We start from the raw sequence: 21,190 nt of genomic DNA on the forward strand, positions 1-21,190 counted from the left end.
CCGAAACCAACAAATCATGAGAAGCCATGCTCAGTAAGTTCAAATTAAACCAGCTCTATTTCAAGGACACACAGTTTGCCAACCTCATGACACGGCGCATTTTCAACGTCCTTCTGATAGCCAATCCTTACGATGCTTTCATGCTGGAAGATGACGGCCGCATCGACGAAAAGATATTCAATGAATACACTTCGCTCTCCTTGCGCTACCCTCCCCGTTTCACGCAGGTTTCCACTTGCGAGGAGGCGCTGACACAGCTGTCCTCCATCTCTTTCGACCTCATCATCTGCATGCCGGGCACGGGAGACAACGACAGCTTCGACGTGGCACGATACATCAAAAACCTGTATGAACAGATTCCGATGGTGATACTTACCCCTTTCAGCCACGGCATCACCAAGCGCATTGCCAATGAAGACCTCAGTCCCTTTGAGTATGTGTTCTGCTGGCTGGGAAACACCGACTTGCTGGTTTCCATCATCAAGCTGATAGAGGACAAGATGAACCTGGAGCACGACGTCAACGAAGTGGGTGTGCAGCTCATCCTGCTGGTGGAAGACGGCATCCGCTTTTACTCCTCCATCCTGCCCAATCTGTATAAATTCGTATTGAAGCAGAGCCAGGAATTCTCTACCGAAGCACTGAATGCCCACCAGCGCACACTGCGCATGAGGGGACGTCCCAAAATTGTACTGGCACGTACCTATGAAGAAGCCTTTGGCATCTACCAAAAATATAAGAATAATATATTAGGTGTCATCACCGACGTACGCTTCCCCCGCGTAGAACGGGGCGAGAAGGACGGACTGGCTGGTATCAAGCTCTGTGCCGCCATCCGCAAGGAAGACCCGTTTGTACCCCTTATCATACAGTCCAGCGAATCGGACAACGTAGCGTATGCAGCCAAATACGATGCCGCCTTCATCGACAAGAATTCCAAAAAGATGGATGTGGACTTGCGCCGTATTGTATCAGACAATTTCGGCTTCGGCGACTTTATCTTCCGCAACCCGGACACGCTGGAAGAGATTGCCCGCGTAAAGAATCTCAAAGAGCTGCAAAACATTCTTTTTGCTGTTCCGGCAGAATCATTCCTTTACCACATCAGCCGCAACCACGTCAGCCGCTGGCTCTACTCGCGTGCCATGTTTCCCGTGGCAGAGTTCCTGCGGCCCATCACCTGGAATAGCTTGCAAGACGTGGATGCCCACCGTAAAATTATCTTCGAGGCTATCGTGAAATACCGCAAGATGAAAAACCAGGGAGTAGTGGCAGTCTTCAGGCGCGACCGCTTTGACCGATACTCCAACTTTGCCCGTATTGGCGACGGTTCGCTGGGAGGCAAGGGGCGCGGACTGGCTTTCATCGACAACCTGGTGAAGCATCACCCCGAGTTCGAAGAGTTTGAGAATGCCCGTGTCGCCATCCCCAAGACCATCGTGCTCTGTACCGATGTGTTCGACGAGTTTATGGATACCAACAATCTGTATCAGATAGCCTTGTCCGATGCCGACGATGACGTCATCCTGCGCTACTTCCTCAAAGCAAAGCTGCCCGACCGCCTGGTGGAGGACTTCTTCACCTTCTTCGACGTGGTGAAGTCGCCGCTTGCCATCCGTTCGTCCTCGTTGTTGGAAGACTCGCACTACCAACCCTTCGCCGGCATCTACAACACCTACATGATTCCCTATCTGGACGACAAGTACGAGATGCTGCGCATGCTGAGCGATGCCATCAAGGGAGTATATGCTTCGGTCTACTTCCGCGACTCGAAGGCATACATGCAGGCAACGAGCAACGTTATCGACCAGGAAAAGATGGCTGTCATCCTACAAGAGGTAGTGGGCAACCAGTATGGTGACCGCTACTACCCCAGCATGTCCGGCGTGGCACGTTCGCTCAACTACTACCCCATCGGCGACGAGAAGGCGGAAGAAGGTATCGTCAATCTGGCACTCGGCTTGGGCAAATATATTGTGGACGGCGGCATGACGCTCCGCTTCTCGCCCTATCACCCCAACCAGGTGCTGCAAACCAGCGAAATGGAGATTGCCCTCAAAGAGACTCAGACCCGCTTCTATGCCCTCGACCTGCGCAATGCCGGTCACGACTTCTCCATCGACGACGGCTTCAACCTGCTGAAACTGCACGTCAAAGAAGCGGAAAAGGACGGAGCACTGAACTACATAGCCTCCACCTACGACCCTTACGACCAGATTATCCGCGACGGGCTTTATCCCGGTGGACGCAAAGTCATCACCTTTGCCAACATCCTGCAACACGACGTATTCCCCCTGCCACGCATCCTGCAACTGGCTTTGAAATACGGAGAGCAGGAGATGCGCCGTCCCGTAGAGATAGAGTTTGCCGCCACCATGAGCCGCGAGAAGGACAAAACCGGCACCTTCTACCTGCTGCAAATCCGCCCGATAGTCGACACCAAGGAGATGCTGGATGAAGACCTTACCGCCATTCCGGACGACCAGGTACTGCTCCGTTCCAACAACTCATTGGGACATGGCATCATGAACGAGATACATGACATTATCTATGTGAAGACAGACGACTATAGTGCCTCCCACAACCAGGAGATTGCCTGGGAGATAGAGAAGCTGAACCAGCAGTTCCTGGACGAAGGCCGCAACTATGTCCTTGTAGGTCCCGGACGCTGGGGTAGCAGTGACACCTGGCTCGGCATCCCCGTGAAGTGGCCGCACATCAGCGCTGCCCGCGTGATAGTGGAAGCCGGACTGACCAACTACCGGGTAGACCCCAGCCAGGGAACCCACTTCTTCCAGAACCTGACCTCCTTTGGAGTGGGATACTTTACCATCAACGCCTTTATGAATGACGGCGTATACAACCAGGAATTCCTGAATGCACAGCCTGCCGTACACGAGACGAAGTACCTGCGGCATGTACATTTCCACCAGCCAATGGTGGTAAAGATGGATGGCAAGAAGAAACTGGGAGTGGTGCTGATGCCCGAAGAATAAATCAGTCCGTCAGCCGGTGCAGCACAATCATCACCACCTCTGCGGGAGCAAACATGCGGATGGCTTTCTGCGAAGTGCCGATGCCGTTGGTGACAATCATCGGGATGTTCTTTGAGTTGTACTTCAGCCCGGAGAGGAACCGCTGCCCGTAGTGCGAGGGGACTATCGGTGCATAAAGCCCGAACAGCGTCACCTGCCCGCCATGCGTGTGTCCGGCCAGGATGAGATCGGAGTTTGTCACCGGGACGTCCTCGGCATAGTCTGGCGTATGCGTCAGCAGGATTACGAAATCGTCGGGCGAAAGGCCGAGTGTGGGCGATGTGCCGTTCTTGCCCAAGTCGAAAGGATTGCGCACGCCCGCCACAAGAATCCGCTCGCCGCCACGCCGCAGGGTGTCCACCTTATGCTCCAGCAGATGCATGCCATAATGCCTCATTTCGCGCACGATGTCGTCATAGCAAGCCTCGTAGTCATTGTTGCCAAGCACGGCATAGGTGCCCAACGGCGTCTTCACTTGCGCCAGGGCAGCCATGACGGGCGGCACGTACTGGCAGCCTTCGTGAAAGTCGCCGCCAATCAGCAGCACGTCGGCCTTCTGGTCTATGAGCAGGCGGACCAGGTCCTTCAATCCCTCCTCCTTCAGCAGGCTTTTGTAGTGCAGGTCGGAGACAAAGGCGATGCGGAAGCCCTCGAAGGCGGCAGGCACGTCGCGATGCGTGAAGTCGTACGTCTTAATGCGGCTGACGCCCTTATAGGCCGAGCCTACGTGGGTGGTTTTCGATGTGATTCTTGTACCTCGCTGCACAATTACCTTTTGTACCGGTGCCGTTTTCTTTATCTGCTGTTTCTTTACCTCGCCCTTCGCCGGCTGGCGGCGGACATTACGCAAATCAGACTGGTCAAAGGTGAACATCGGCGAAAGGCGGGCAGGCAACCCGATAGTATCGCCAAGCTGCGTGCTGTCTGCCTGCATGACTGGCTGCGGCAACGACACGGTAATCATCCGCTTGGAACGGCAGGAAGACAAGAGCAGCAGAGAAAGAATGGATATGTAGACTAACTTCTTCATCATAAGTGGGTACAAATATAGGGATTTTCAGTATTTTTGCTGGCAGATGCCGAACTAAATTGGAACTACGATGAACGAGATTAAACAGAATTCACCCTACGCATGGTTTCTCGCCGCCCGCCCCAAGACGTTGACGGGAGCCATCATCCCGGTATTGCTGGGCAGTGCCCTTGCCTTCAGCGACGGACAGTTCAAGACCGCACCCGCCCTGCTGTGCGCCCTCTTTGCCTGCGGCATGCAGATTGCCGCCAACTTTATCAACGACCTCTTCGACTTCCAGAAAGGGACCGACCGTCGGGAAGACCGGCTGGGGCCGCAGCGCGCCTGCGCCGAAGGTTGGATTACGCCGGCAGCCATGAAAACCGGCATCGGCATCGCACTGACACTGTCGTGCCTGGCAGGGCTGGCAGTGCTGTTCACCGTCTGGGGGCAGCTGCCCCACGGAGGCTGGGAACTGGTGGTGCTGGGCGTGGTGTGCATACTGTTTGCTTTCCTCTATACCACGCTGCTCTCCTATCGGGGCTGGGGCGACGTACTGGTGCTGGTGTTCTTCGGCTTCGTGCCCGTATGCGGCACCTACTACGTGCAGGCCTATACGCTGAATATGGATGTGGTGGTGCTGTCGCTCGTCAGTGGCCTCGCCATAGACACCTTGCTGATGGTGAACAACTATCGCGACCGCGAGCAGGATGCCGTGAGCGGCAAGTGTACGCTGGTGGTACGCTACGGCAAGAAGTTCGGTGAGAATATGTATCTGGCACTGGGCATCGCCGCCGTGCTGCTCTGCTTCTGGTTTGTCTACACGGGCAAGCTGACTCCGCTGGAATTTATCTGGGCTCCCTGCGTCTATCTCTATATGCACGCACTGACGTGGCGCAAAATGATACAGATAGGTAGCGGTAAAAAGCTGAACAGCATACTGGGCGAGACGTCGCGCAATATGCTGTTCTTAGGATTACTGTTAGCGGTGGCGCTGAATTGAGAGGTTAGAGGTTAAGGATTAGCGGTTAGACCCTAATCCCTAAACCTTAACCTCTACCTCCATACATCTGTTCGTAATACTTCTGATAATCACCGCTGGTCACTTCTTCCACCCACGGCTGGTTGTTCAGGTACCATTCAATGGTCTTGACGATGCCGACCTCGAACTTCGTCTCCGGATACCAGCCCAGGGCATTGGTAATCTTTGTGGGGTCGATGGCATAACGCTGGTCGTGACCTAGGCGGTCTTTGACGAAGGTGATAAGGTCTTCGTTTATCCAGCTGATGTCAATCGTGCCGTCGGCGGCTTTTACTTGTTTCTTCAGCACTGCACGGTAACGGGGTTCTTCCTCCATCAAGCGGCGGACGGTGGCAATAGTCAGCTTCACGATTTCAAGATTGGTCTTTTCGTTGTGACCGCCTACGTTGTAGACTTCGCCTTCCACACCCTCGCGGACAACCAGGTCGATAGCTTTGCAGTGGTCTTCCACGTAGAGCCAGTCACGCACGTTACTGCCGTCGCCATAGACGGGGAGGTTCTTGCCTTCGAGAATATTCTTGATGATAAGCGGAATCAGCTTTTCGGGGAAGTGATAAGGACCGTAGTTGTTGGAACAGCGGGTGATAGTGACGGGCATCTTATAGGTATCGTGATAGGCCATCACTACCATATCGGCACTCGTCTTGCTGGCGCTGTAAGGGCTGTGCGGGCAGAGCGGGGTTTGCTCTGTGAAGTAGCCTTCGGCACCAAGTGAGCCGTAAACTTCGTCGGTAGACACTTGATGGTAACGAACGCCTTTGCGCCAAGTGGGATAACCGGACTCGTCCTTACCCGTGACCCAGGCACGGCGGGCGGCATCGAGCAGGTTTTGTGTACCCAGGATGTTGGTCATCAGGAAAAGCTGGGGATTCTCTATGCTACGGTCTACGTGGCTCTCGGCAGCAAAATTCACTACGTAATCGAATTTATACTTGGCAAACAGTTCGTCGGCAAGCACGCGGTCGCAGATGTCACCTTTTACAAAAAAGCAACGTTCATCGTCAATGTCATTGGCAATGGTGCCCAGATTGCCTGCGTAGGTCAAGGCATCCAGTATCACCACTTTAATATCATTATGTTTTGCCAGGATGTATTTAATATAGTTGGCGCCGATAAAACCGGCGGCACCGGTTACGAGATAAGTCTTCATGAGAATTAAAAATTATAAATTAAAAATTAAAGTCAGCGGGCCTTTATAGGAGAACTATTCTCCTTCTCTTTTTGGGGAACAAAGAGTTCATCGCTTCGATTCAGCCAGTTCCATCAGGTATTTGCCATATTCGGTCTTGCCAAGCTGTTCACCCAAGCGATACAGCTGGTCTACATCTATCCAGCCCTTGCGCCAGGCAATCTCTTCGATACAGCTCACGCGGAAGCCTTGACGGTTCTGGATGGTGGCGACAAAATTGCTGGCTTCCAGCAGGCTGTCGCAATTGCCGGTGTCGAGCCAGGCAAAGCCACGGCCGAAGAGCTCCACTTTCAGCGTGCCCTCGTCCAGATAGAGACGGTTGAGGTCGGTAATTTCGTATTCGCCGCGAGCAGAGGGCTTCAAGGAGGCGGCTTTCTCTGTCACGGTGGAGTCGTAGAAGTACAGTCCGGGGACGGCATAGTTGCTTTTAGGATTGGCAGGCTTTTCTTCCAGCGAGACGGCTTTGCCGTTGGCATCAAACTCCACTACACCGTAGGCACGGGGGTCCTTGACGTAATAACCAAAGATGCAGGCACCCTTGTCTATGGAAGCGGCACGCTTCAGCATGGCGGAGAAGCCTTGACCGTAGAACATGTTGTCGCCCAGAATAAGGCAGCCCGGTCCGCCGTCCAAGAACTCTGCACCCAGCACAAAGGCTTGTGCCAGTCCGTTGGGATTCTCTTGTATCTTATAGGAAAAGGACATACCGAGTTCTTCACCGGTTCCCAGCAGCTCGCGGAACATGGGTAAGTCACGTGGAGTAGAGATAATAAGCACTTCGCGAATTCCCGCCAACATCAGTGTAGAGAGCGGGTAGTATATCATCGGCTTGTCGTAGACGGGCATTATCTGCTTGGAGATAGCCTTGGACAACGGATAGAGACGAGTGGCACTGCCACCTGCAAGAATAATTCCTTTCATATTTCAGTTCTTTTTCGGTGATACTTCAAAATGGAGAATAAAATAAGAAGGAGGACGATGCCCCACGGCTCTACTTGCTATTCGGGTACAAAGATAATGGAAAAATTCGATTAAGTGAAGGCTTGGTTTCATCTTTTTACTTCATTGCTTTGCTTACTCCGGTACATTGTTTTGCTTACTTCAGTGCGTAACGGCCGTCACCCCTTGATGAAACGGTCTTTACCTCAGCGTGTAACGACCTTTACCAAATAGTGTAACGGCCTTTACCCAATAGCGTAACAACCTTTACATTAGCATGTAACGGCTTTTACACTATAGCGCAAGCAATCGGTAAATACAATCCATTGAAAATAAACAAACTACATCATCGGTCAGCAAGTTCTATCACCTCCAAATCTTTAAACGTTCCCCCATCAACCGCAAAGCGTACCATCGTACGCACCTTATGGAAACCTTGAATGCCCGCAGCGCCCGGATTGATGTGGAGTACATCCAACGTCTTGTCATACTTCACCTTCAGTATATGCGAGTGCCCGCTGATGAACAGCTTTGGGGGACGCACCAGAATGCTGCCCTTGATGGAAGGGTCGTAGTTGCCGGGATAACCGCCGATATGCTTCATCAGCACCTCCGCCCCATCCACCGTGAAACGGAGAATCTGCGGATAGAGCTGCCGTATCTCCTGCCCGTCAATATTGCCATACACGGCACGGAAGGGACGGAAAGCCGCCAGCTTCTGTGCCACTTCCAGCGAACCGATGTCACCGGCATGCCATATTTCGTCACAGCCCTCAAAATATTGCAGGTACTTTTCATCCCAGTAGCCATGCGTATCCGATAATAAACCAACTTTTGTCATCTTTCCTTTGTTTATTAAGACAAAGGTAATTATATTTGGGAAGAATACAATGTGGTAATGTGCTAATATGCCACATTAACACCTTAACACCATGGACAACAGATATTTCAAACGTGACATCAGCTGGCTTTCCTTCAACTACCGCGTACTGCTGGAAGCGGAAGACGAGACATTGCCGCTATACGAACGCATCAACTTTATTTCTATATACTCTTCCAATCTGGAAGAATTCTACAAGATACGCGTAGCCGACCATAAGGCCATAGCCACCGGAGCCTCGCAAAGCGATGAAGAGACTATGCAGTCTGCCGCCGAACTGGTAGATGAAATCAACCAAGAAGTCAACCGCCAACTGGAGGAACGTATCCGCATCTACGAACAGAAGATACTGCCCGCCCTGCGGAAACATCACATCATATTCTATCAAAGCCGCAACGTAGAACCGTTTCACCGCGACTTCGTGCGCAACTTCTTCCGCGAAGAGATATTCCCTTATCTGGCCCCGGTGCCCGTAAGCAAGGACAAGGTGATTTCATTCCTGCGCGACAACCGTCTCTATCTGGCCGTACGGCTTCATCTGAAAGGAGCTCCCGCCAGTTCTCCAAACCGCATCCAGTATTTCGTGATGAAACTGCCGTACAGCAAAGTGCCGCGCTTCATCCAGCTGCCCAAGGTGGGGAAAGACTATTATCTGATGTTCATTGAAGACATCATCAAGGCCAATCTGGATACCATCTTCCCCGGTTATGAAGTGGACAGCAGTTATTGCATCAAGATTTCACGCGATGCGGATATTCTGATAGACGATGCCGCCAATACCTCCGAAATCATCGAGCAGGTGAAGAAGAAGGTAAAGAAACGCAAGATAGGCGCCGTGTGCCGTTTTGTATACGACCGCGCCATGCCCCAGGACTTCCTCGACTTTCTGGTAGATGCCTACCGCATAGACCGCCGGGAGCTGGTGCCGGGAGACAAGCACCTCAACATGGAGGATTTGCGGCATCTGCCCAATCCCAACCAAAGCGTACGTCCCATCAAGAAACCCCAGCCCATGAAGCTGACCTGCCTGGACGAACGCGAATCCATCTTCCGCTATGTGGAGAAGAAGGACCTGCTGCTGCATTATCCCTACCACTCCTTCGACCACTTCATCCATTTTCTATATGAGGCCGTCCACGAACCCACCGTGCGCGAAATCATGGTGACCCAGTATCGCGTGGCAGAGAACTCCACCGTCATCAACACCCTGATAGCCGCCGCACAGAACGGAAAGAAAGTCACCGTCTTTGTGGAACTGAAAGCCCGCTTCGACGAAGAAAACAACCTCGCCACCGCCGAGATGATGAAAGCCGCCGGCATCAACATCATTTTCAGCATACCAGGACTAAAGGTACATGCCAAAGTAGCCCTCGTGCTACGCCGCGATAAGGAAGGGCGCAAACTGACAAGCTACGCCTACATCAGCACCGGCAACTTCAACGAAAAGACCGCCACCCTCTATGCGGACAGCGGACTATTCACCTGCAACCCGGTGATTGTAAACGACCTGCACAACTTGTTCCGTACTCTGCAGGGAAAGGAAAATCCAGTGTTCCACCGCCTGCTTGTGGCCCGCTTCAACCTGATTCCTGAACTGAACCGCCTCATCAATCACGAAATAGAACTGACCCGGCAAGGCAAGCAAGGACGGATTATCCTAAAAATGAATGCCCTGCAAGACCCCGCCATGATAGACCGCCTCTACGAAGCCTCGCAAGCCGGTGTAGAGATAGACCTCATTGTCCGCGGCATCTGCTGCCTCATCCCCGGGCAGGAGTACAGCCACAACATCCGCGTGACACGCATCGTGGATACCTTTCTGGAACATGCCCGTGTGTGGTACTTCGGCAACGGCGGCGCACCCAAGCTCTTCCTCGGCTCGCCGGACTGGATGCGGCGTAACTTGTACCGCCGTATCGAAGCCGTCACCCCCATTCTGGACCCGGACTTGAAGCAAGAGCTCATCGATATGCTATCCATACAACTGTCGGACAAACGGAAAGCCTGCTTCGTGGACGACCGGTTGCGAAACCGCTGGAAGTCGTCACGACCGCAAAAGGAGAAGGTACGGTCGCAATATAGCTTTTACGAATACTTGAAACAAGGGATTAAGGATTAGCGATTAACGATAATTATCAATCGTCAATTATCAATCGTCAATTATCAATCGTCAATCGCTTTGTAACATTTCTGTAACATGTATGACATTTCTAACATATACTGTTTTACAAGCAATTACAGAGATATTATTAAATATTTGGCTTAAAACACCCCATCTAGAATTGTACAAAAATAACTTATAAAATTGAATAAACTACTATTAGGGATAGAAAAAGTTATAAGTACAATAAACAAAAAAGCCAGCTATCATCTCGATAACCGGCTTTTAATTTTACTCATCAGTAGAAGTTCTTTGAGATTGTGTGAACTGCTCGTAGAATTTGTTAAGAAGACGATTTATAATGGTCTCTTTGGTATCGCCACCTCGTTGTCCTTTGGCTTTCTCTATCTGCTCTGCTTTCTCTTTGCTCAAACTTGAAAAGAAGTCAACCAGATTGTCAATCACACTAACTTTTTGTTCATCGCCTGCTTCATCGTATTTATTGATAACCCAATCAACGAGAGTTCGACTTTTGAGAACCTCTTTAGAGAGGTGTTCTTCTGCTGCTTTTAATAATTTCTCACCTCTTTCCAATCCATTAGTTTTCCGTAATTTATCACTTATCTTACCTGCCATTGCATCTGCCATTATCTCTTTAGTAATACTCGCTTTAAACGTTCCCCATTTTGAGGCAGTTGGTAATGGATAACCTTGTTCAGTAAGCTTCACGATAAAATCAAGTAGCGGAAGTTTCTCTTTGCACGCCATTTTAGCCCCCTTAGGAAAGTCGCCTCCCTTCCAAGGATTTGTACAAATGTTAATTTCTGAAAACATTCTCGAGACTGCAATTTCTTCATTCAAAGCATAGATAAGATAGAACTCACCTTTGTACTTTTCTTCGTCTTTTAAGTCCTTGTTAGCTTCCAGAAGATTTAGATGAGCTTTGTAACGGTGGTTTGCATCCGCTAACACAACGTACCGGGCTGCATCAGCTGCGCTAATGATTTCTCCCGTTTCAAAATCTACAATTTCCAATCCGGCTTCTATAACCTTCATTGCATCCAGTATGATAGCAGGAACTAACATTCCATTTGCCTTCATGGACTTCATTTTGGCTTTAACCACCTTTTCGTCAAAGTTACGATTACCTGATAGCCTAGCTATCTTGATTCCTTTACTTGCTAGCACTGCTAGCGTTAAAACTTGAAGTGCTAATTCTTCTGTCATTTTATGGTACCCATGCCCTTGGGATTTATTTTGGTATCTAGCTCACCATGTTTTTATGGTGGCAAAGATAAGGAGCCATAAATTACTTTTCGTGAAGAATCAGATTATCTCGAAATTTCACATTTCCTCTATGAACTTTCTATATTTAGACCTTATTTTTTCAATTTCTGGATTAGGCAGTAAGATTAAGGGGAACGACTGCCCGTTTACTGTGAATAGAGAAAGTTTTATTGGAGATTTATTATAGTCGCGCATTAATGCTCTATAATTATCTGTATTTACTGGAACATTGTTCTTGAAACGACCAAACAAGTATAGGATGTATAAAACAAGCATCTTTCTGTTTGAGGACATTTTTCCACCTTTGTATTTGCTCAAGAAGGCTTGCAATTCTTGTGCAAAATAATAGTTCAAGATTCTTTTGTTTGCTATTTCATTCATAGTGGTAATCCTCTCAATTGTATAATGCTTCAAGTTATCTACTGTTACAATATCATCTTGCAGTTCTAAATAAGCTTGTTTTATTTTATTAATCAGTAGTTGACTAGAGATAGTAAACTTTTTGGTTTTAACTGGCGATTTACCTTTCTTCGTTTCTGTTGGCAACCTACTCACTACTTCAATACTAATACTTGCAACCTTCATGCCATCGTTTAGGTGGTTGAACAAGTCTAAATATTGGTCTGCTATAGATATGGATAGTTCAGCAACATTACATCCCATTATCATAGCGTACAGCAATACGGATAATCTCCATAATTTTAACGCATCCAGTTCTTCTTTTTCTAAATATTGAGCTAGAGTGCTATCGTTAACAAAGACTTCTTCACTTAGCAATAATTTTCGTTTGTTATCATCTATGATTATGGTTTCAGCGAGTTTTACAGCTTCCTCATAATTTATAGCCTTGATATTGTTCAATATAATATGTTTGCTTTTGTCATCTATGCTTGTGGCTACCTGCAAGCATCTCTGCATATAAAAATCTACATATTCATTCATGGTATTATCTTTTAAAATCAATGGCTGCAAAGAAACAAATTTATCCAATATTCCAGTTCACTGTATTATAAAAAATAAGGCAGTAAATGAAATTTCACTTACTACCTTACATTTGTCTTGTTTTTACTTTGCTATATTCTACATTCCTTATCATATCCCAGATTGTAGAACTTCTTAAAGCCTTTCCATATACAGCATGGAAATTCCACCATAACACCTATGATGATAAATGGCAGGAAAGGTAGAAAAAGGCTACTCCAACTATATCCCAAGCATAGCCCTATAATTACACCTATGACATATAAGGCTGTCATAATTCCGCAACCTATCATTACTCCTCTTCCTCCTGCCGTTGCGTATTTAATTGGAGCATTGGGAGTGAAGCACTCCGGTTGTTTATTTGGCATTAGTTCATTAGTCATATTAATTCATTTAAGGTTTATAGTTATTACGTTCTTTATCTATAATGTGAAATATATCTTTAAATGTAATTCCTATTGCAGACATATCATAGCTCTTTATATCTCCTTCATTGGAAATTACTCTTACTTGTAATACATCTTCATTTGACCTATAAGATGTCATATGGTGAGTACGTTTTTTATCAAATTCTGGGGTAAATATATCCAATTCATTCTTAAAATGAGATTGATTAATATAGTTTACGATGTAGTCATAATCGTTAATGATTTGGCATAATTTTATAAAGTCTTGACAACAATAGATAGATTTCTTATAATCTTCAAACATTAACTTAAAGCTATTCACTGTATATTCCTTATTAGCATTATAAAACTTTATTCTTGCTATAACTCCGTCTGATAAATCAGATAATTTAGTTATTCTTCTTTGTGGTTTGCTTATCCACATTTCTTCTATTAAATCCATAAGTTGTCCCTCCTATGGATGAATATATTAATAACTAAAAACTCATATCTGTAACTCCATCTGTAACTTCCCATTCTCCTTTACAATTAAACAATTCTTTTATCTCTTCACTAGTAAGTATAACACCAGTCCCATTAAAGGCTTGTAAGTCCTCATCGTAATTCTCATAAATTGGTTCTGATAATTCATTATCCATATCAATTCATTTAATGTTGAATTCTCGTTTTATTTCTTCAATCTCCTCAATAGTCTTCTCTGGCAAGTTACGTCTGGGCGGACCAGAGAATACAACGCCTTCTACCTTATTTAATTCTGCGTATACTTCCTCTGCTGTCATTTCCCCTGCCTCAAACTTATCAAACAGATTTCTACTAAAATCGCTGTACTCTTCATTTGTCATTATCATTATTTGTTCCTCCCATTATTTTTTTTAGATTTGTAGTTATTAATCCTGTATCTCCATTGCCATTAATAATAGCCACTTTAACCCTTCATCTTCTAATCTATCAATAACACCATAAGGGTCTTTAGCAAACTCTTCTGGGTCTATGTTATTCTCCTCTATTAACTTGTTTAGTGTCTTTAGTAACATAATCATTAGTTTTATTAGCTATAATTGGCGTTGCTATTATTGTAGACCATTCGGCAGGAATGTCAGCTATTGGACGTGGGTCTGCTTTGTAGTCACTGACATCAACATCGTTTATCATTTGTCTTGCTTCCTCCTCTGATAGCTCTCCTGCTTCGTATCTCTCTAAAACCTTCTCCAAGAAGTCATAATAATCATTACTTGTCATTCTTATCATAATTCTTCTTATTAATATCAAAAAGCCATTGGACTAGGAGGCATGTTTCTAAGTTCTTCTAAGCTGTTAACTCCAAACATCCTACATAGTTCCTCTAAAGTGGGTGGAGTTAAATCGCAGGGCTCAATGAAAGATTTGTCTACTGCAATTCCTAATTCCTCCATAATATCCCATATCTCACTTGCTGTCTTTGTTTCATTATCCATATTAATTCATTTAAGATTACCTTTACTAATTAATCCTTCTATAATGAACTCTCTTATTGTATCTAGATATTCATCTACTTGCTTCTCCACATACTTACGTGGAAATCCCCCTCCAAAGTTCTCGTTACCTGCTATATTAATAGTATAGCTACATTCTCCATTCTCTTCGTATGGTGGAAGTAAATGGTCCATTACAATTCTAAGAGACGCATCATATACTTCCAATACTACTTCACCGCTTTTAAATTCACGTTTCATAATTCCACTTATGCCATTTTATATGAAAAAATGTATCAATTATCAGATAACTAAATTAATATATAGTATGAGTATTGTTTTTTGGTGGCACACAGTTCCATTTACTCTTTTAATGTTCATAATTTACCTCCATTCTCACATTTAAGCCATACGGTAAAATCAAATGTTGTCACTTCAACACTCTATTATTTAGCTAACATCCATACCTAATATCTCAATAGCTTGTTTCACTGCAATTTCGTCTAATCCATTATAAGGATTGACCGTTATCAGATGCGGTAAATGATGCTCATTGAAATTATTTGCATCAAGGTCGTCAATAATGACATACTCACATTCTGTTTTGCATTCTCTAATCCATGCGTCTATCTCATCCCCACGGTGATTACTAATATTGGGTGTGGTATCTGTTATAAAGCCTGGTAGATTTCTTGCATTCCACATTTCTAAAAACTCTTCATAAGACATTAGGTATTTCCAAGAAGAAGTTACAACAATATCCGCTTTTGTTTTTCTAATTATAGTTTCTAAGTTCCTAACACATGCAGGGTCAAATAATACACCATACTCATCAACCTCTTGCAAGCCTTTACTAACAAGAACCATATCGTAATAAGCGGTATCCATTACACCGTCAAAATCCAGAAATATAATTTTCATCGCAAAAGCTATTAAAGATTTATATAATCAACTACTGCCAACATATATCACCTACACTTAAAAAATAATCAAAATGTAATAATGTCTACAAATTCTTTTGGCAAACTTATATTAGATAGATTTATGGCATTCTCAAACAACGGTGCAATGTCTTCATCCCTAAAGCCTGCAATGCCACAGCCAATCCTTGTTACCAAAAAATGAAATTCTGTATGAATTTGAGCAAATTTTATAAATTCATCAACATACGGTTTTATTGTTTTCACTCCACCTTGCATAGTAGGTATGGCATAAGACTGTCCTTGTAGCCCTACTCCTTGCCCCATGATAGCACCAAAACATTCTCTTGCTATTCGTGCCGCACCGCCACCATGTATGCCTTGCAGGTTACTTCCAAACACAAATATCTCGTTTGCTTTTAGTTCTTCTATGTATGCAAGGGTAATGCCACATTTAATAATGCTATATGGCTTTTCACTTTTAAGGACTTGTCCTTTCTTCTTATGAAACCATTTGAATATAACCCAAACGTGTTAATTTATTTCTAAATGTCTATAAATCATGCAATCAACTATTTGCCTAAACACATCACCTGCCATCAACCCACCACTAGCAGGCAAACCAGTCTTGTTAATGGAAACAATAATACTATACTTGGGATTGTCAATAGGAAAGTAGCCGCAGAACTCCACTGCATACATTGTATTGCCATCATCTGTAGAGACTATGATAGTGCCTTGTTTTCCTGCTACGGTAGTCTTATCTGACTTGGCAGGTTGCCCCAGTCCGTCTGTAACATTATATGCCAGTGCCAGTTTCAAGCTGTCGATATTAGCCTTATCTGCTATCTGGGGATTGATAACCACTACACTGTCCTTGTATAGTTGAGGCTGCACCATTTTCCCATTGTTGGCGATAGCATTGTAGAATGTAAGGACTTGAATAGGAGAAACAGACTGTCCATATCCTATGCAGTCCCAAGTGATATTTCTTTCTGTAATCCTATAAGGTTGCAGAATGCCATTGATACTGTCTGGCTTGCCATAGCTCATTTTTGACAATACATCAAAGTATGCTTGTGCATTGTTACCAAAAGCATTCTCCATAGTCTTGACTGTAGCAATGTTTGAACCACTAGCCAGTCCTTGCTTTACCGTAATTTCACCATAGCCGCCTCTATGCCAGTTATGGTCGAAAACAGTATCTCCCTTACAGACATAAATGCCATTGCCAACATTCACCCTATCACTCATTTTCACCTTTCCTGTTTCCAGTGCAGCCAATAGCGAGACACCCTGCATCAAGCCAGTAGGCTGTTGTACAGAGAAGTTCTCGCATGGTTGGTAGTCTGCACTGTCTTTCCTTTCAAGTCCAACCAGAGCCTTTATTTGCCCAGTCTGGACTTCCATAACAATTACCTGCCCAGATTGGGCATTAAGTTCAGACAACTTGCTTTCCAGTATGGCAGTGGCATTAGTTTGTAATGTACTGTCAATGGCATTATCTCTAGTTTCGTTTTCTTTATTTACACAAGCATAAAATCCAGAAACCAATGCCATCAATACTATTAATATTCTAAATATTTTCATTCTCCATTTATTAAAATGATTTTATAGACGGGTATGTTATTCCAAACAAGTCTTAAAGTGATTCTAATTGTTGATTTCACCTCATTTAATTCAATCACTTCAAAAGCATTTTATTAAGCCACCTCGTAATTTTATAATTTTTTCTTCTCATTCTTTTTTCTTGTCTTTCTCTTTCCATTCTATGCTTTTCAATTTGTTCAAAATCTCTTTGGTCTCTCTGCTTTATATACCTTCCCCATTCTTCTTCTCTCTTTCTATCTTCCTTTTCTTTTTTCTTCTTTTTAGTTTGTAAATGATTAGATATTATTCTTCTCCGTAGCCATGAAATAATTGCTTTATGAAGATAATATGATATACAGAAAACTATAAGAGGAACAATAACCCAAACCCCGTCAGTGGCGCTATTATATGTTAAAATTGTGAGTGTTACAGTTATAATTCCTATTAAATTATAGCCTAAAACTTTTGCAGCCAAAAATAATTTGTATTGTTTTAATATATCATTCTCTTTCTTGATTTCTGCAAGTTTTTCTTCTTCTCTTCTTCGCTCCTCCTCTGCTCTTCTAGCTTCCTCTTGTCGTTGTCTTTCCTGCTCTATACGATATTGTTGCTGTCTTTTATTCTCTTCCTCTATTCGTTGCTGCTCTTTCTGTTGCTGTTCAATCAGCCATCTTTTCTCTTGTTCTTTCGCTTCGTTTCTTTTACGTTCTATTCCTTCAAAATAGTTATTCAGCTCTTTAAGAGATTTAGGATAAAAAGATTCACTTTGCTCTTCACTTATCATAAAGGCAAACCTTTCTGTGCCATCTTGCTGTAAAGCGAATATGACGTTATTAATAAACGAAGGATGAAACATATATGATTGTTCCTTGAAAGAAACAACAAGAGATTTATTGGCAGGTATATATTGCCATTTAGCATTGGTAACATTACCATTTACTGATGCAATGAGAGAACCGTCTTCTTGAAAAACATATAATTCCTTGTCCCCACAATCATTGAATATCAGCCAAGGCTTATTACACAATATAGTCCTAACATCCAATTCCTCACTAAATCTTTTATATCTGTTAAAGCTGTCCAGTAAGAATGTTTTCATATTACTCTATCATGCTCTTGCTTAAAATAATCGCATAAAAAATTCCACATTCCAGACCAACCTATATTGAGGATAATCATGGAAGCAATACCATCAATATGTTGTTGAGTCAATAAATCTGGCAACCATTGTTTCATTGCCCCTGCTATAATTTTTGCTTCTGCCATATATTTATAGTTCAGAGGAACCAAGTCATATACTTCGTCTTTATCAGCAGTTTGTACAATATCCTTGTAATGGGACAAGAGGTAGTGACATCCAACATTCACTATATCAGAGATAGTATCATTTCCTCTAACCGTTCCTCCATGCCTATTACATAAGTCATTATAAGAAGAAACGGTTATTTGTTGAGCTTCTGCCCGTGTTATCATAATGTCAAGTTTACTGGATAATATTCAATATTTGTTCTTTGAAATATCTGTTGGGCAATATCCACTCTATTTACAAAATTGCCTCCCATTTTACAAATTTGCAGTAATATGGTCTTAACCATATTTTTCACATCCCTATCAAGTTCTGATACTATCTGGAATGCTTCAAATGGGTTGAATTCAGTAGCACGATTCCATAATAAATTGCCGTCCGTTGCCCCAGAGCTAGTGTTTGTATCATATCCTAACTCTTTCAGAACATAATCTACCACACAATCGTCCCTTTCTTCTATCATACCGCCATCCGCAGAAATAATCAATTGGCATACAAGCTGTAAAATTGCAGCTTTATCCTCAATTCTTAACGCTCCCATCATTTTGGCGTTTCTTTCCTTTTCAGAATTGATACTGTTCATTAAATTCTTATAAAAGTCTGTCATTGTATTAAAAATAAAGATTTATACTTACATTTGTTTAAAATCACTTAGCTTTACCCAATCATTACTAATATTAATCCATAATATACAAATTGAATATTACAATCTGCAAATCAAAATATTAGAAAGGAATAAAAATTTATCATATTATAGGTATACACACTTTAATAAGGAGCTAGCACTACATCCACATAAGGAGACATTCCTTCTTTGTCTATGGAAACTTCTGCAACACTTAAACCAAAACAGTTCATAGATGCTTGTATTTTTTTTAGATGGTCAGGTAGTCCAACGCCATATATGGCTATTGAACCAATTTTACCATTCAGAGTGGGACAAAACATATATTTAGAACAAAAGCGTCCCATGTGATAAACATCAACATGAAATGTTCCAGTACTCCAATTATCATCAGTTGTTACAATATGATAATTCTCAAATCTTCTAAAGCCATTACAGATATTCTCAATCATTTGCAGGCTTTCTGGACTTAAACGAAAAGTTGGTGCCATATAACTATATATTCATTAGATAAATTATATTTCTACTTTAGTATAGAATTCTCATTTACAGATTAGTTAAATAACCTCTTCCCTCTAAATGTAAATTTCTACTTCCTTGTCCCCTTTCAGAAGTTGTTTCACATAGTATTCAAGACACTGGAGGACTGAAATAGCCTCTATGAAAAAGGCTAATGCAATGCCTTCTTATTTGCTTTCAAAGATATTAATTAAATTACATTCCTGCACAAAGATTTTTAGATAAAAATGCCTAATCTATGAATTTGTAAAGGATTTAACATTTTACCTGCCATGCAAAGTACAAACAAGGTTGGGGACAACTGTAATGATATGTGTTTCATAATTCTTGCATTTAATTGTACATCCAGTTCCCAAAGATGCAATTTCTACATACAAGAAAGGTGTGGGAACTATCAGCATATCTGTCTCTAGGTATCGCCAAACACCCACACTACAAATACACACAAGTTGCCCACACCTAGACTATGATATACTGCCAGAAAGCAGGTATATAGCCAAGTATGGGCGTTGTGCATATCCTCGTAGTGTAAAATTTTGGCGAACTTTAGAGACAAGGATAATGCAAAACGCCTTTCGTTAAATAAATATGTTATTCCATTACTGGAACGGCACAAATATACGAAAAGCGTTTGTATTAGAACTAAACTTGTGTGTTAAAAGCTAAGGCAGTCATAAGTATTAAGTAGTTCTTCCTGCCTCAAACCTAAGTATCTTTTAGTAATGGCTACAGAACTGTGATTGAACAGTTCCATGAGTTTTACTAGGGCAAGTTCTGAATTGTCACTATTCATGTTATAAACTTGCCTGCCAAAAGTCTTTCTAAGTGAATGACAACTAAAGTTCTTGACCTTTAATTTATACTTCTTTTTCACCTCTTTTAGTATCACATTGATTCTTTGGATAGTGAAAACAGTCCCTTTCTGGCTCACTAAAATAGGTGCGTTAATCCCTATAGGCTTTATCTGTTCATAGCACTCTTTAATGTGCTGCCCAAGTTGGGCGTTTATCCTAATAGTTCTTACCTTATCTGTCTTTTTCTCTATCACTGTAAATTCACTGGTATTTAGTATCTGCTTCCAGTGTAAAGCCAGAATGTCAGATATTCTTAGACCAGTGAAACAGCCCAGAGCAACAAGAATGGAAATTCTGTAATTTCCATCTTTAGCCAGTTTTCTTATCAAGTTCATTGCTTCGCTCCATTGCAGATAATCTGCTGTGGTGCTTGAATATTTTAAACTCATAATGTTCAGTTTTGTATGTAAATAAATAAAAGTGAATATCATTTTTAAGCTGGAATATCCAACTTGCTGATAATCAAAGAAACATTCACTTTGTAAAGAAGTGAACATTTCTCCCATTAACAGTAAGAGGACACCTATACCTTATTATATAGATGTCCTCCATACTAAGCTATCCTTTAACAATGGCATAGCCCAATAGCAGGATATATCCCACCGCTATAAGTGGGAATAATGCCATTGCAATGAAGAATACCAAAGTAGCCAATAACACGTAGAATAAATTCCGTAGCATAATCTCCAGTTTTGAGAAACCAGTAATAGGATATAATTCCAGATACAGCTAAGAAAGAAACCAGCTGTATTTTTCATCACCATGCAGAGCGGATGCAATACCCGTTGCCAGTTCTGTAGCGTTGTAGGCTCTATCCAGAAAGCTGTCTATGTAGCTGCTCTTGTTGCTGCCAGTAAGCAGGTTATAGAACTTCCACATGGATAGGTCACTGCCCAGACTGCCAAAGTTATCGTCATTGATATACGCTTTAGCTACACTGTTTATCTGTGTGTCAGTAAGCAGCATTCTGGGGATAGCCTTCTGATAGCCTTGTGGCAAGCACTGATAAAGTCGCATCCTGCCAAGTAAGGTCACAAACTGGTGCTCATTTAGGC

At 43.5% G+C, this 21,190-nt stretch carries 26 protein-coding genes; 3 read left to right on the forward strand and 23 right to left on the reverse strand.

What is annotated here, in order from left to right:
• Positions 1-26 precede the first annotated feature (26 nt).
• Complete coding sequence (locus tag DWX62_RS03545) at positions 27-2,996, forward strand: PEP/pyruvate-binding domain-containing protein (protein ID WP_005827042.1); 2,970 nt, start codon at positions 27-29, stop codon at positions 2,994-2,996.
• A gap of 1 nt (position 2,997) precedes the next feature.
• On the opposite strand, the gene DWX62_RS03550 is transcribed toward DWX62_RS03545, so the two are convergent.
• The gene (locus DWX62_RS03550; RefSeq protein ID WP_034523237.1) at positions 2,998-4,065 is read right to left on the reverse strand and encodes a metallophosphoesterase; all 1,068 of its coding nucleotides are present in this window, start codon (positions 4,063-4,065) and stop codon (positions 2,998-3,000) included.
• A 70-nt stretch (positions 4,066-4,135) separates the two neighbouring features.
• Between DWX62_RS03550 and menA the strand changes: the two genes are divergently transcribed.
• The gene (gene menA / locus DWX62_RS03555; protein ID WP_005827044.1) at positions 4,136-5,047 is read left to right on the forward strand and encodes a 1,4-dihydroxy-2-naphthoate octaprenyltransferase; all 912 of its coding nucleotides are present in this window, start codon (positions 4,136-4,138) and stop codon (positions 5,045-5,047) included.
• A gap of 46 nt (positions 5,048-5,093) precedes the next feature.
• Here the strand turns inward: menA and rfbB are convergent, their stop codons facing one another.
• The 3 genes from rfbB to DWX62_RS03570 form a co-directional block, all read right to left on the reverse strand.
• The gene (rfbB, locus tag DWX62_RS03560; RefSeq protein WP_005827045.1) at positions 5,094-6,236 is read right to left on the reverse strand and encodes a dTDP-glucose 4,6-dehydratase; all 1,143 of its coding nucleotides are present in this window, start codon (positions 6,234-6,236) and stop codon (positions 5,094-5,096) included.
• A gap of 87 nt (positions 6,237-6,323) precedes the next feature.
• A complete protein-coding gene (gene rfbA, locus DWX62_RS03565; protein WP_005827046.1) occupies positions 6,324-7,196 on the reverse strand; it encodes a glucose-1-phosphate thymidylyltransferase RfbA in 873 nt (290 codons plus the stop codon).
• A 364-nt stretch (positions 7,197-7,560) separates the two neighbouring features.
• Entirely contained in the window at positions 7,561-8,055 is a 495-nt protein-coding gene (locus DWX62_RS03570) for a metallophosphoesterase family protein (protein WP_005827049.1), read from the reverse strand.
• Positions 8,056-8,146: 91 nt separating this feature from the next.
• Between DWX62_RS03570 and DWX62_RS03575 the strand changes: the two genes are divergently transcribed.
• Positions 8,147-10,213, forward strand: a complete 2,067-nt coding sequence (locus tag DWX62_RS03575) for an RNA degradosome polyphosphate kinase (RefSeq protein ID WP_120172583.1) — start codon at positions 8,147-8,149, stop codon at positions 10,211-10,213.
• A 273-nt stretch (positions 10,214-10,486) separates the two neighbouring features.
• Here DWX62_RS03575 and DWX62_RS03580 read toward each other — a convergent pair whose 3' ends face one another.
• The 19 genes from DWX62_RS03580 to DWX62_RS03665 form a co-directional block, all read right to left on the reverse strand.
• The gene (locus tag DWX62_RS03580) at positions 10,487-11,422 is read right to left on the reverse strand and encodes a hypothetical protein (protein ID WP_117878632.1); all 936 of its coding nucleotides are present in this window, start codon (positions 11,420-11,422) and stop codon (positions 10,487-10,489) included.
• 117 nt (positions 11,423-11,539) lie between these two features.
• A complete protein-coding gene (locus DWX62_RS03585; RefSeq protein WP_117878634.1) occupies positions 11,540-12,424 on the reverse strand; it encodes a hypothetical protein in 885 nt (294 codons plus the stop codon).
• Between the two features lie 131 nt (positions 12,425-12,555).
• Positions 12,556-12,846, reverse strand: coding sequence for a hypothetical protein (locus DWX62_RS03590; RefSeq protein ID WP_243636243.1), 291 nt, complete (start codon positions 12,844-12,846; stop codon positions 12,556-12,558).
• A 10-nt stretch (positions 12,847-12,856) separates the two neighbouring features.
• Positions 12,857-13,312 (reverse strand): hypothetical protein, encoded by a 456-nt coding sequence (locus tag DWX62_RS03595; protein ID WP_117878636.1) that lies wholly within the window; start codon positions 13,310-13,312, stop codon positions 12,857-12,859.
• Between the two features lie 34 nt (positions 13,313-13,346).
• Positions 13,347-13,508, reverse strand: coding sequence for a hypothetical protein (locus tag DWX62_RS21840; protein ID WP_165859000.1), 162 nt, complete (start codon positions 13,506-13,508; stop codon positions 13,347-13,349).
• Between the two features lie 6 nt (positions 13,509-13,514).
• Complete coding sequence (locus DWX62_RS03600; protein WP_133303591.1) at positions 13,515-13,712, reverse strand: hypothetical protein; 198 nt, start codon at positions 13,710-13,712, stop codon at positions 13,515-13,517.
• Positions 13,713-13,863: 151 nt separating this feature from the next.
• Entirely contained in the window at positions 13,864-14,118 is a 255-nt protein-coding gene (locus DWX62_RS03605; RefSeq protein WP_120172584.1) for a hypothetical protein, read from the reverse strand.
• Between the two features lie 17 nt (positions 14,119-14,135).
• The gene (locus tag DWX62_RS03610; RefSeq protein WP_057256150.1) at positions 14,136-14,324 is read right to left on the reverse strand and encodes a hypothetical protein; all 189 of its coding nucleotides are present in this window, start codon (positions 14,322-14,324) and stop codon (positions 14,136-14,138) included.
• A 6-nt stretch (positions 14,325-14,330) separates the two neighbouring features.
• A complete protein-coding gene (locus tag DWX62_RS03615; RefSeq protein ID WP_117878642.1) occupies positions 14,331-14,582 on the reverse strand; it encodes a hypothetical protein in 252 nt (83 codons plus the stop codon).
• A gap of 189 nt (positions 14,583-14,771) precedes the next feature.
• A complete protein-coding gene (locus DWX62_RS03620) occupies positions 14,772-15,242 on the reverse strand; it encodes an HAD domain-containing protein (protein ID WP_117878644.1) in 471 nt (156 codons plus the stop codon).
• A 68-nt stretch (positions 15,243-15,310) separates the two neighbouring features.
• On the reverse strand, positions 15,311-15,700 hold the full coding sequence (locus DWX62_RS03625) for a hypothetical protein (protein ID WP_117878646.1): 390 nt from the start codon (positions 15,698-15,700) through the stop codon (positions 15,311-15,313).
• 75 nt (positions 15,701-15,775) lie between these two features.
• Positions 15,776-16,831 carry a penicillin-binding transpeptidase domain-containing protein gene (locus DWX62_RS03630; RefSeq protein ID WP_117974303.1) on the reverse strand — a complete coding sequence of 352 codons (1,056 nt, stop codon included), beginning with the start codon at positions 16,829-16,831 and terminating at the stop codon, positions 15,776-15,778.
• Between the two features lie 94 nt (positions 16,832-16,925).
• Positions 16,926-17,930: a hypothetical protein gene (locus DWX62_RS21845; protein WP_057254400.1), complete on the reverse strand. Its 1,005-nt coding sequence runs from the start codon at positions 17,928-17,930 to the stop codon at positions 16,926-16,928.
• The gene (locus tag DWX62_RS03645) at positions 17,927-18,304 is read right to left on the reverse strand and encodes a hypothetical protein (RefSeq protein ID WP_117878652.1); all 378 of its coding nucleotides are present in this window, start codon (positions 18,302-18,304) and stop codon (positions 17,927-17,929) included. Before DWX62_RS03645 ends, DWX62_RS21845 begins: the two co-directional genes overlap by 4 nt.
• A complete protein-coding gene (locus DWX62_RS03650) occupies positions 18,301-18,744 on the reverse strand; it encodes a hypothetical protein (RefSeq protein ID WP_117974299.1) in 444 nt (147 codons plus the stop codon). The genes DWX62_RS03645 and DWX62_RS03650 overlap by 4 nt, the downstream gene beginning before the upstream one ends.
• A gap of 161 nt (positions 18,745-18,905) precedes the next feature.
• Positions 18,906-19,253 (reverse strand): hypothetical protein, encoded by a 348-nt coding sequence (locus DWX62_RS03655; protein ID WP_117974297.1) that lies wholly within the window; start codon positions 19,251-19,253, stop codon positions 18,906-18,908.
• 683 nt (positions 19,254-19,936) lie between these two features.
• Complete coding sequence (locus tag DWX62_RS03660; RefSeq protein ID WP_117974375.1) at positions 19,937-20,524, reverse strand: tyrosine-type recombinase/integrase; 588 nt, start codon at positions 20,522-20,524, stop codon at positions 19,937-19,939.
• A gap of 169 nt (positions 20,525-20,693) precedes the next feature.
• Positions 20,694-20,816, reverse strand: a complete 123-nt coding sequence (locus DWX62_RS22455) for a hypothetical protein (protein WP_255421214.1) — start codon at positions 20,814-20,816, stop codon at positions 20,694-20,696.
• 48 nt (positions 20,817-20,864) lie between these two features.
• On the reverse strand, positions 20,865-21,190 hold a 326-nt coding region (locus DWX62_RS03665), incomplete at its 5' end, for a DUF3871 family protein (protein WP_120172586.1).

Source organism: Bacteroides sp. AF20-13LB (assembly GCF_003603065.1).
GTDB lineage: Bacteria > Bacteroidota > Bacteroidia > Bacteroidales > Bacteroidaceae > Bacteroides > Bacteroides uniformis.

Bases quoted from the DNA above. Each gene is read 5' to 3' on its own strand.
- DWX62_RS03660 (WP_117974375.1), bottom strand. From the start codon at position 20,524: ATGAGTTTAAAATATTCAAGCACCACAGCAGATTATCTGCAATGGAGC.
- DWX62_RS03550 (WP_034523237.1), bottom strand. From the start codon at position 4,065: ATGAAGAAGTTAGTCTACATATCCATTCTTTCTCTGCTGCTCTTGTCT.
- DWX62_RS03615 (WP_117878642.1), bottom strand. From the start codon at position 14,582: ATGAAACGTGAATTTAAAAGCGGTGAAGTAGTATTGGAAGTATATGAT.
- menA (WP_005827044.1), top strand. From the start codon at position 4,136: ATGAACGAGATTAAACAGAATTCACCCTACGCATGGTTTCTCGCCGCC.
- DWX62_RS22455 (WP_255421214.1), bottom strand. From the start codon at position 20,816: ATGCTACGGAATTTATTCTACGTGTTATTGGCTACTTTGGTATTCTTC.
- DWX62_RS03570 (WP_005827049.1), bottom strand. From the start codon at position 8,055: ATGACAAAAGTTGGTTTATTATCGGATACGCATGGCTACTGGGATGAA.
- rfbB (WP_005827045.1), bottom strand. From the start codon at position 6,236: ATGAAGACTTATCTCGTAACCGGTGCCGCCGGTTTTATCGGCGCCAAC.
- DWX62_RS03585 (WP_117878634.1), bottom strand. From the start codon at position 12,424: ATGAATGAATATGTAGATTTTTATATGCAGAGATGCTTGCAGGTAGCC.
- DWX62_RS03575 (WP_120172583.1), top strand. From the start codon at position 8,147: ATGGACAACAGATATTTCAAACGTGACATCAGCTGGCTTTCCTTCAAC.
- rfbA (WP_005827046.1), bottom strand. From the start codon at position 7,196: ATGAAAGGAATTATTCTTGCAGGTGGCAGTGCCACTCGTCTCTATCCG.
- DWX62_RS03620 (WP_117878644.1), bottom strand. From the start codon at position 15,242: ATGAAAATTATATTTCTGGATTTTGACGGTGTAATGGATACCGCTTAT.
- DWX62_RS03610 (WP_057256150.1), bottom strand. From the start codon at position 14,324: ATGGATAATGAAACAAAGACAGCAAGTGAGATATGGGATATTATGGAG.
- DWX62_RS03595 (WP_117878636.1), bottom strand. From the start codon at position 13,312: ATGGATTTAATAGAAGAAATGTGGATAAGCAAACCACAAAGAAGAATA.
- DWX62_RS03605 (WP_120172584.1), bottom strand. From the start codon at position 14,118: ATGATAAGAATGACAAGTAATGATTATTATGACTTCTTGGAGAAGGTT.
- DWX62_RS03590 (WP_243636243.1), bottom strand. From the start codon at position 12,846: ATGACTAATGAACTAATGCCAAATAAACAACCGGAGTGCTTCACTCCC.
- DWX62_RS21845 (WP_057254400.1), bottom strand. From the start codon at position 17,930: ATGAAAACATTCTTACTGGACAGCTTTAACAGATATAAAAGATTTAGT.
- DWX62_RS03580 (WP_117878632.1), bottom strand. From the start codon at position 11,422: ATGACAGAAGAATTAGCACTTCAAGTTTTAACGCTAGCAGTGCTAGCA.
- DWX62_RS03630 (WP_117974303.1), bottom strand. From the start codon at position 16,831: ATGAAAATATTTAGAATATTAATAGTATTGATGGCATTGGTTTCTGGA.
- DWX62_RS03645 (WP_117878652.1), bottom strand. From the start codon at position 18,304: ATGATAACACGGGCAGAAGCTCAACAAATAACCGTTTCTTCTTATAAT.
- DWX62_RS03600 (WP_133303591.1), bottom strand. From the start codon at position 13,712: ATGACAAATGAAGAGTACAGCGATTTTAGTAGAAATCTGTTTGATAAG.
- DWX62_RS03545 (WP_005827042.1), top strand. From the start codon at position 27: ATGCTCAGTAAGTTCAAATTAAACCAGCTCTATTTCAAGGACACACAG.
- DWX62_RS03655 (WP_117974297.1), bottom strand. From the start codon at position 19,253: ATGGCACCAACTTTTCGTTTAAGTCCAGAAAGCCTGCAAATGATTGAG.
- DWX62_RS03650 (WP_117974299.1), bottom strand. From the start codon at position 18,744: ATGACAGACTTTTATAAGAATTTAATGAACAGTATCAATTCTGAAAAG.
- DWX62_RS21840 (WP_165859000.1), bottom strand. From the start codon at position 13,508: ATGGATAATGAATTATCAGAACCAATTTATGAGAATTACGATGAGGAC.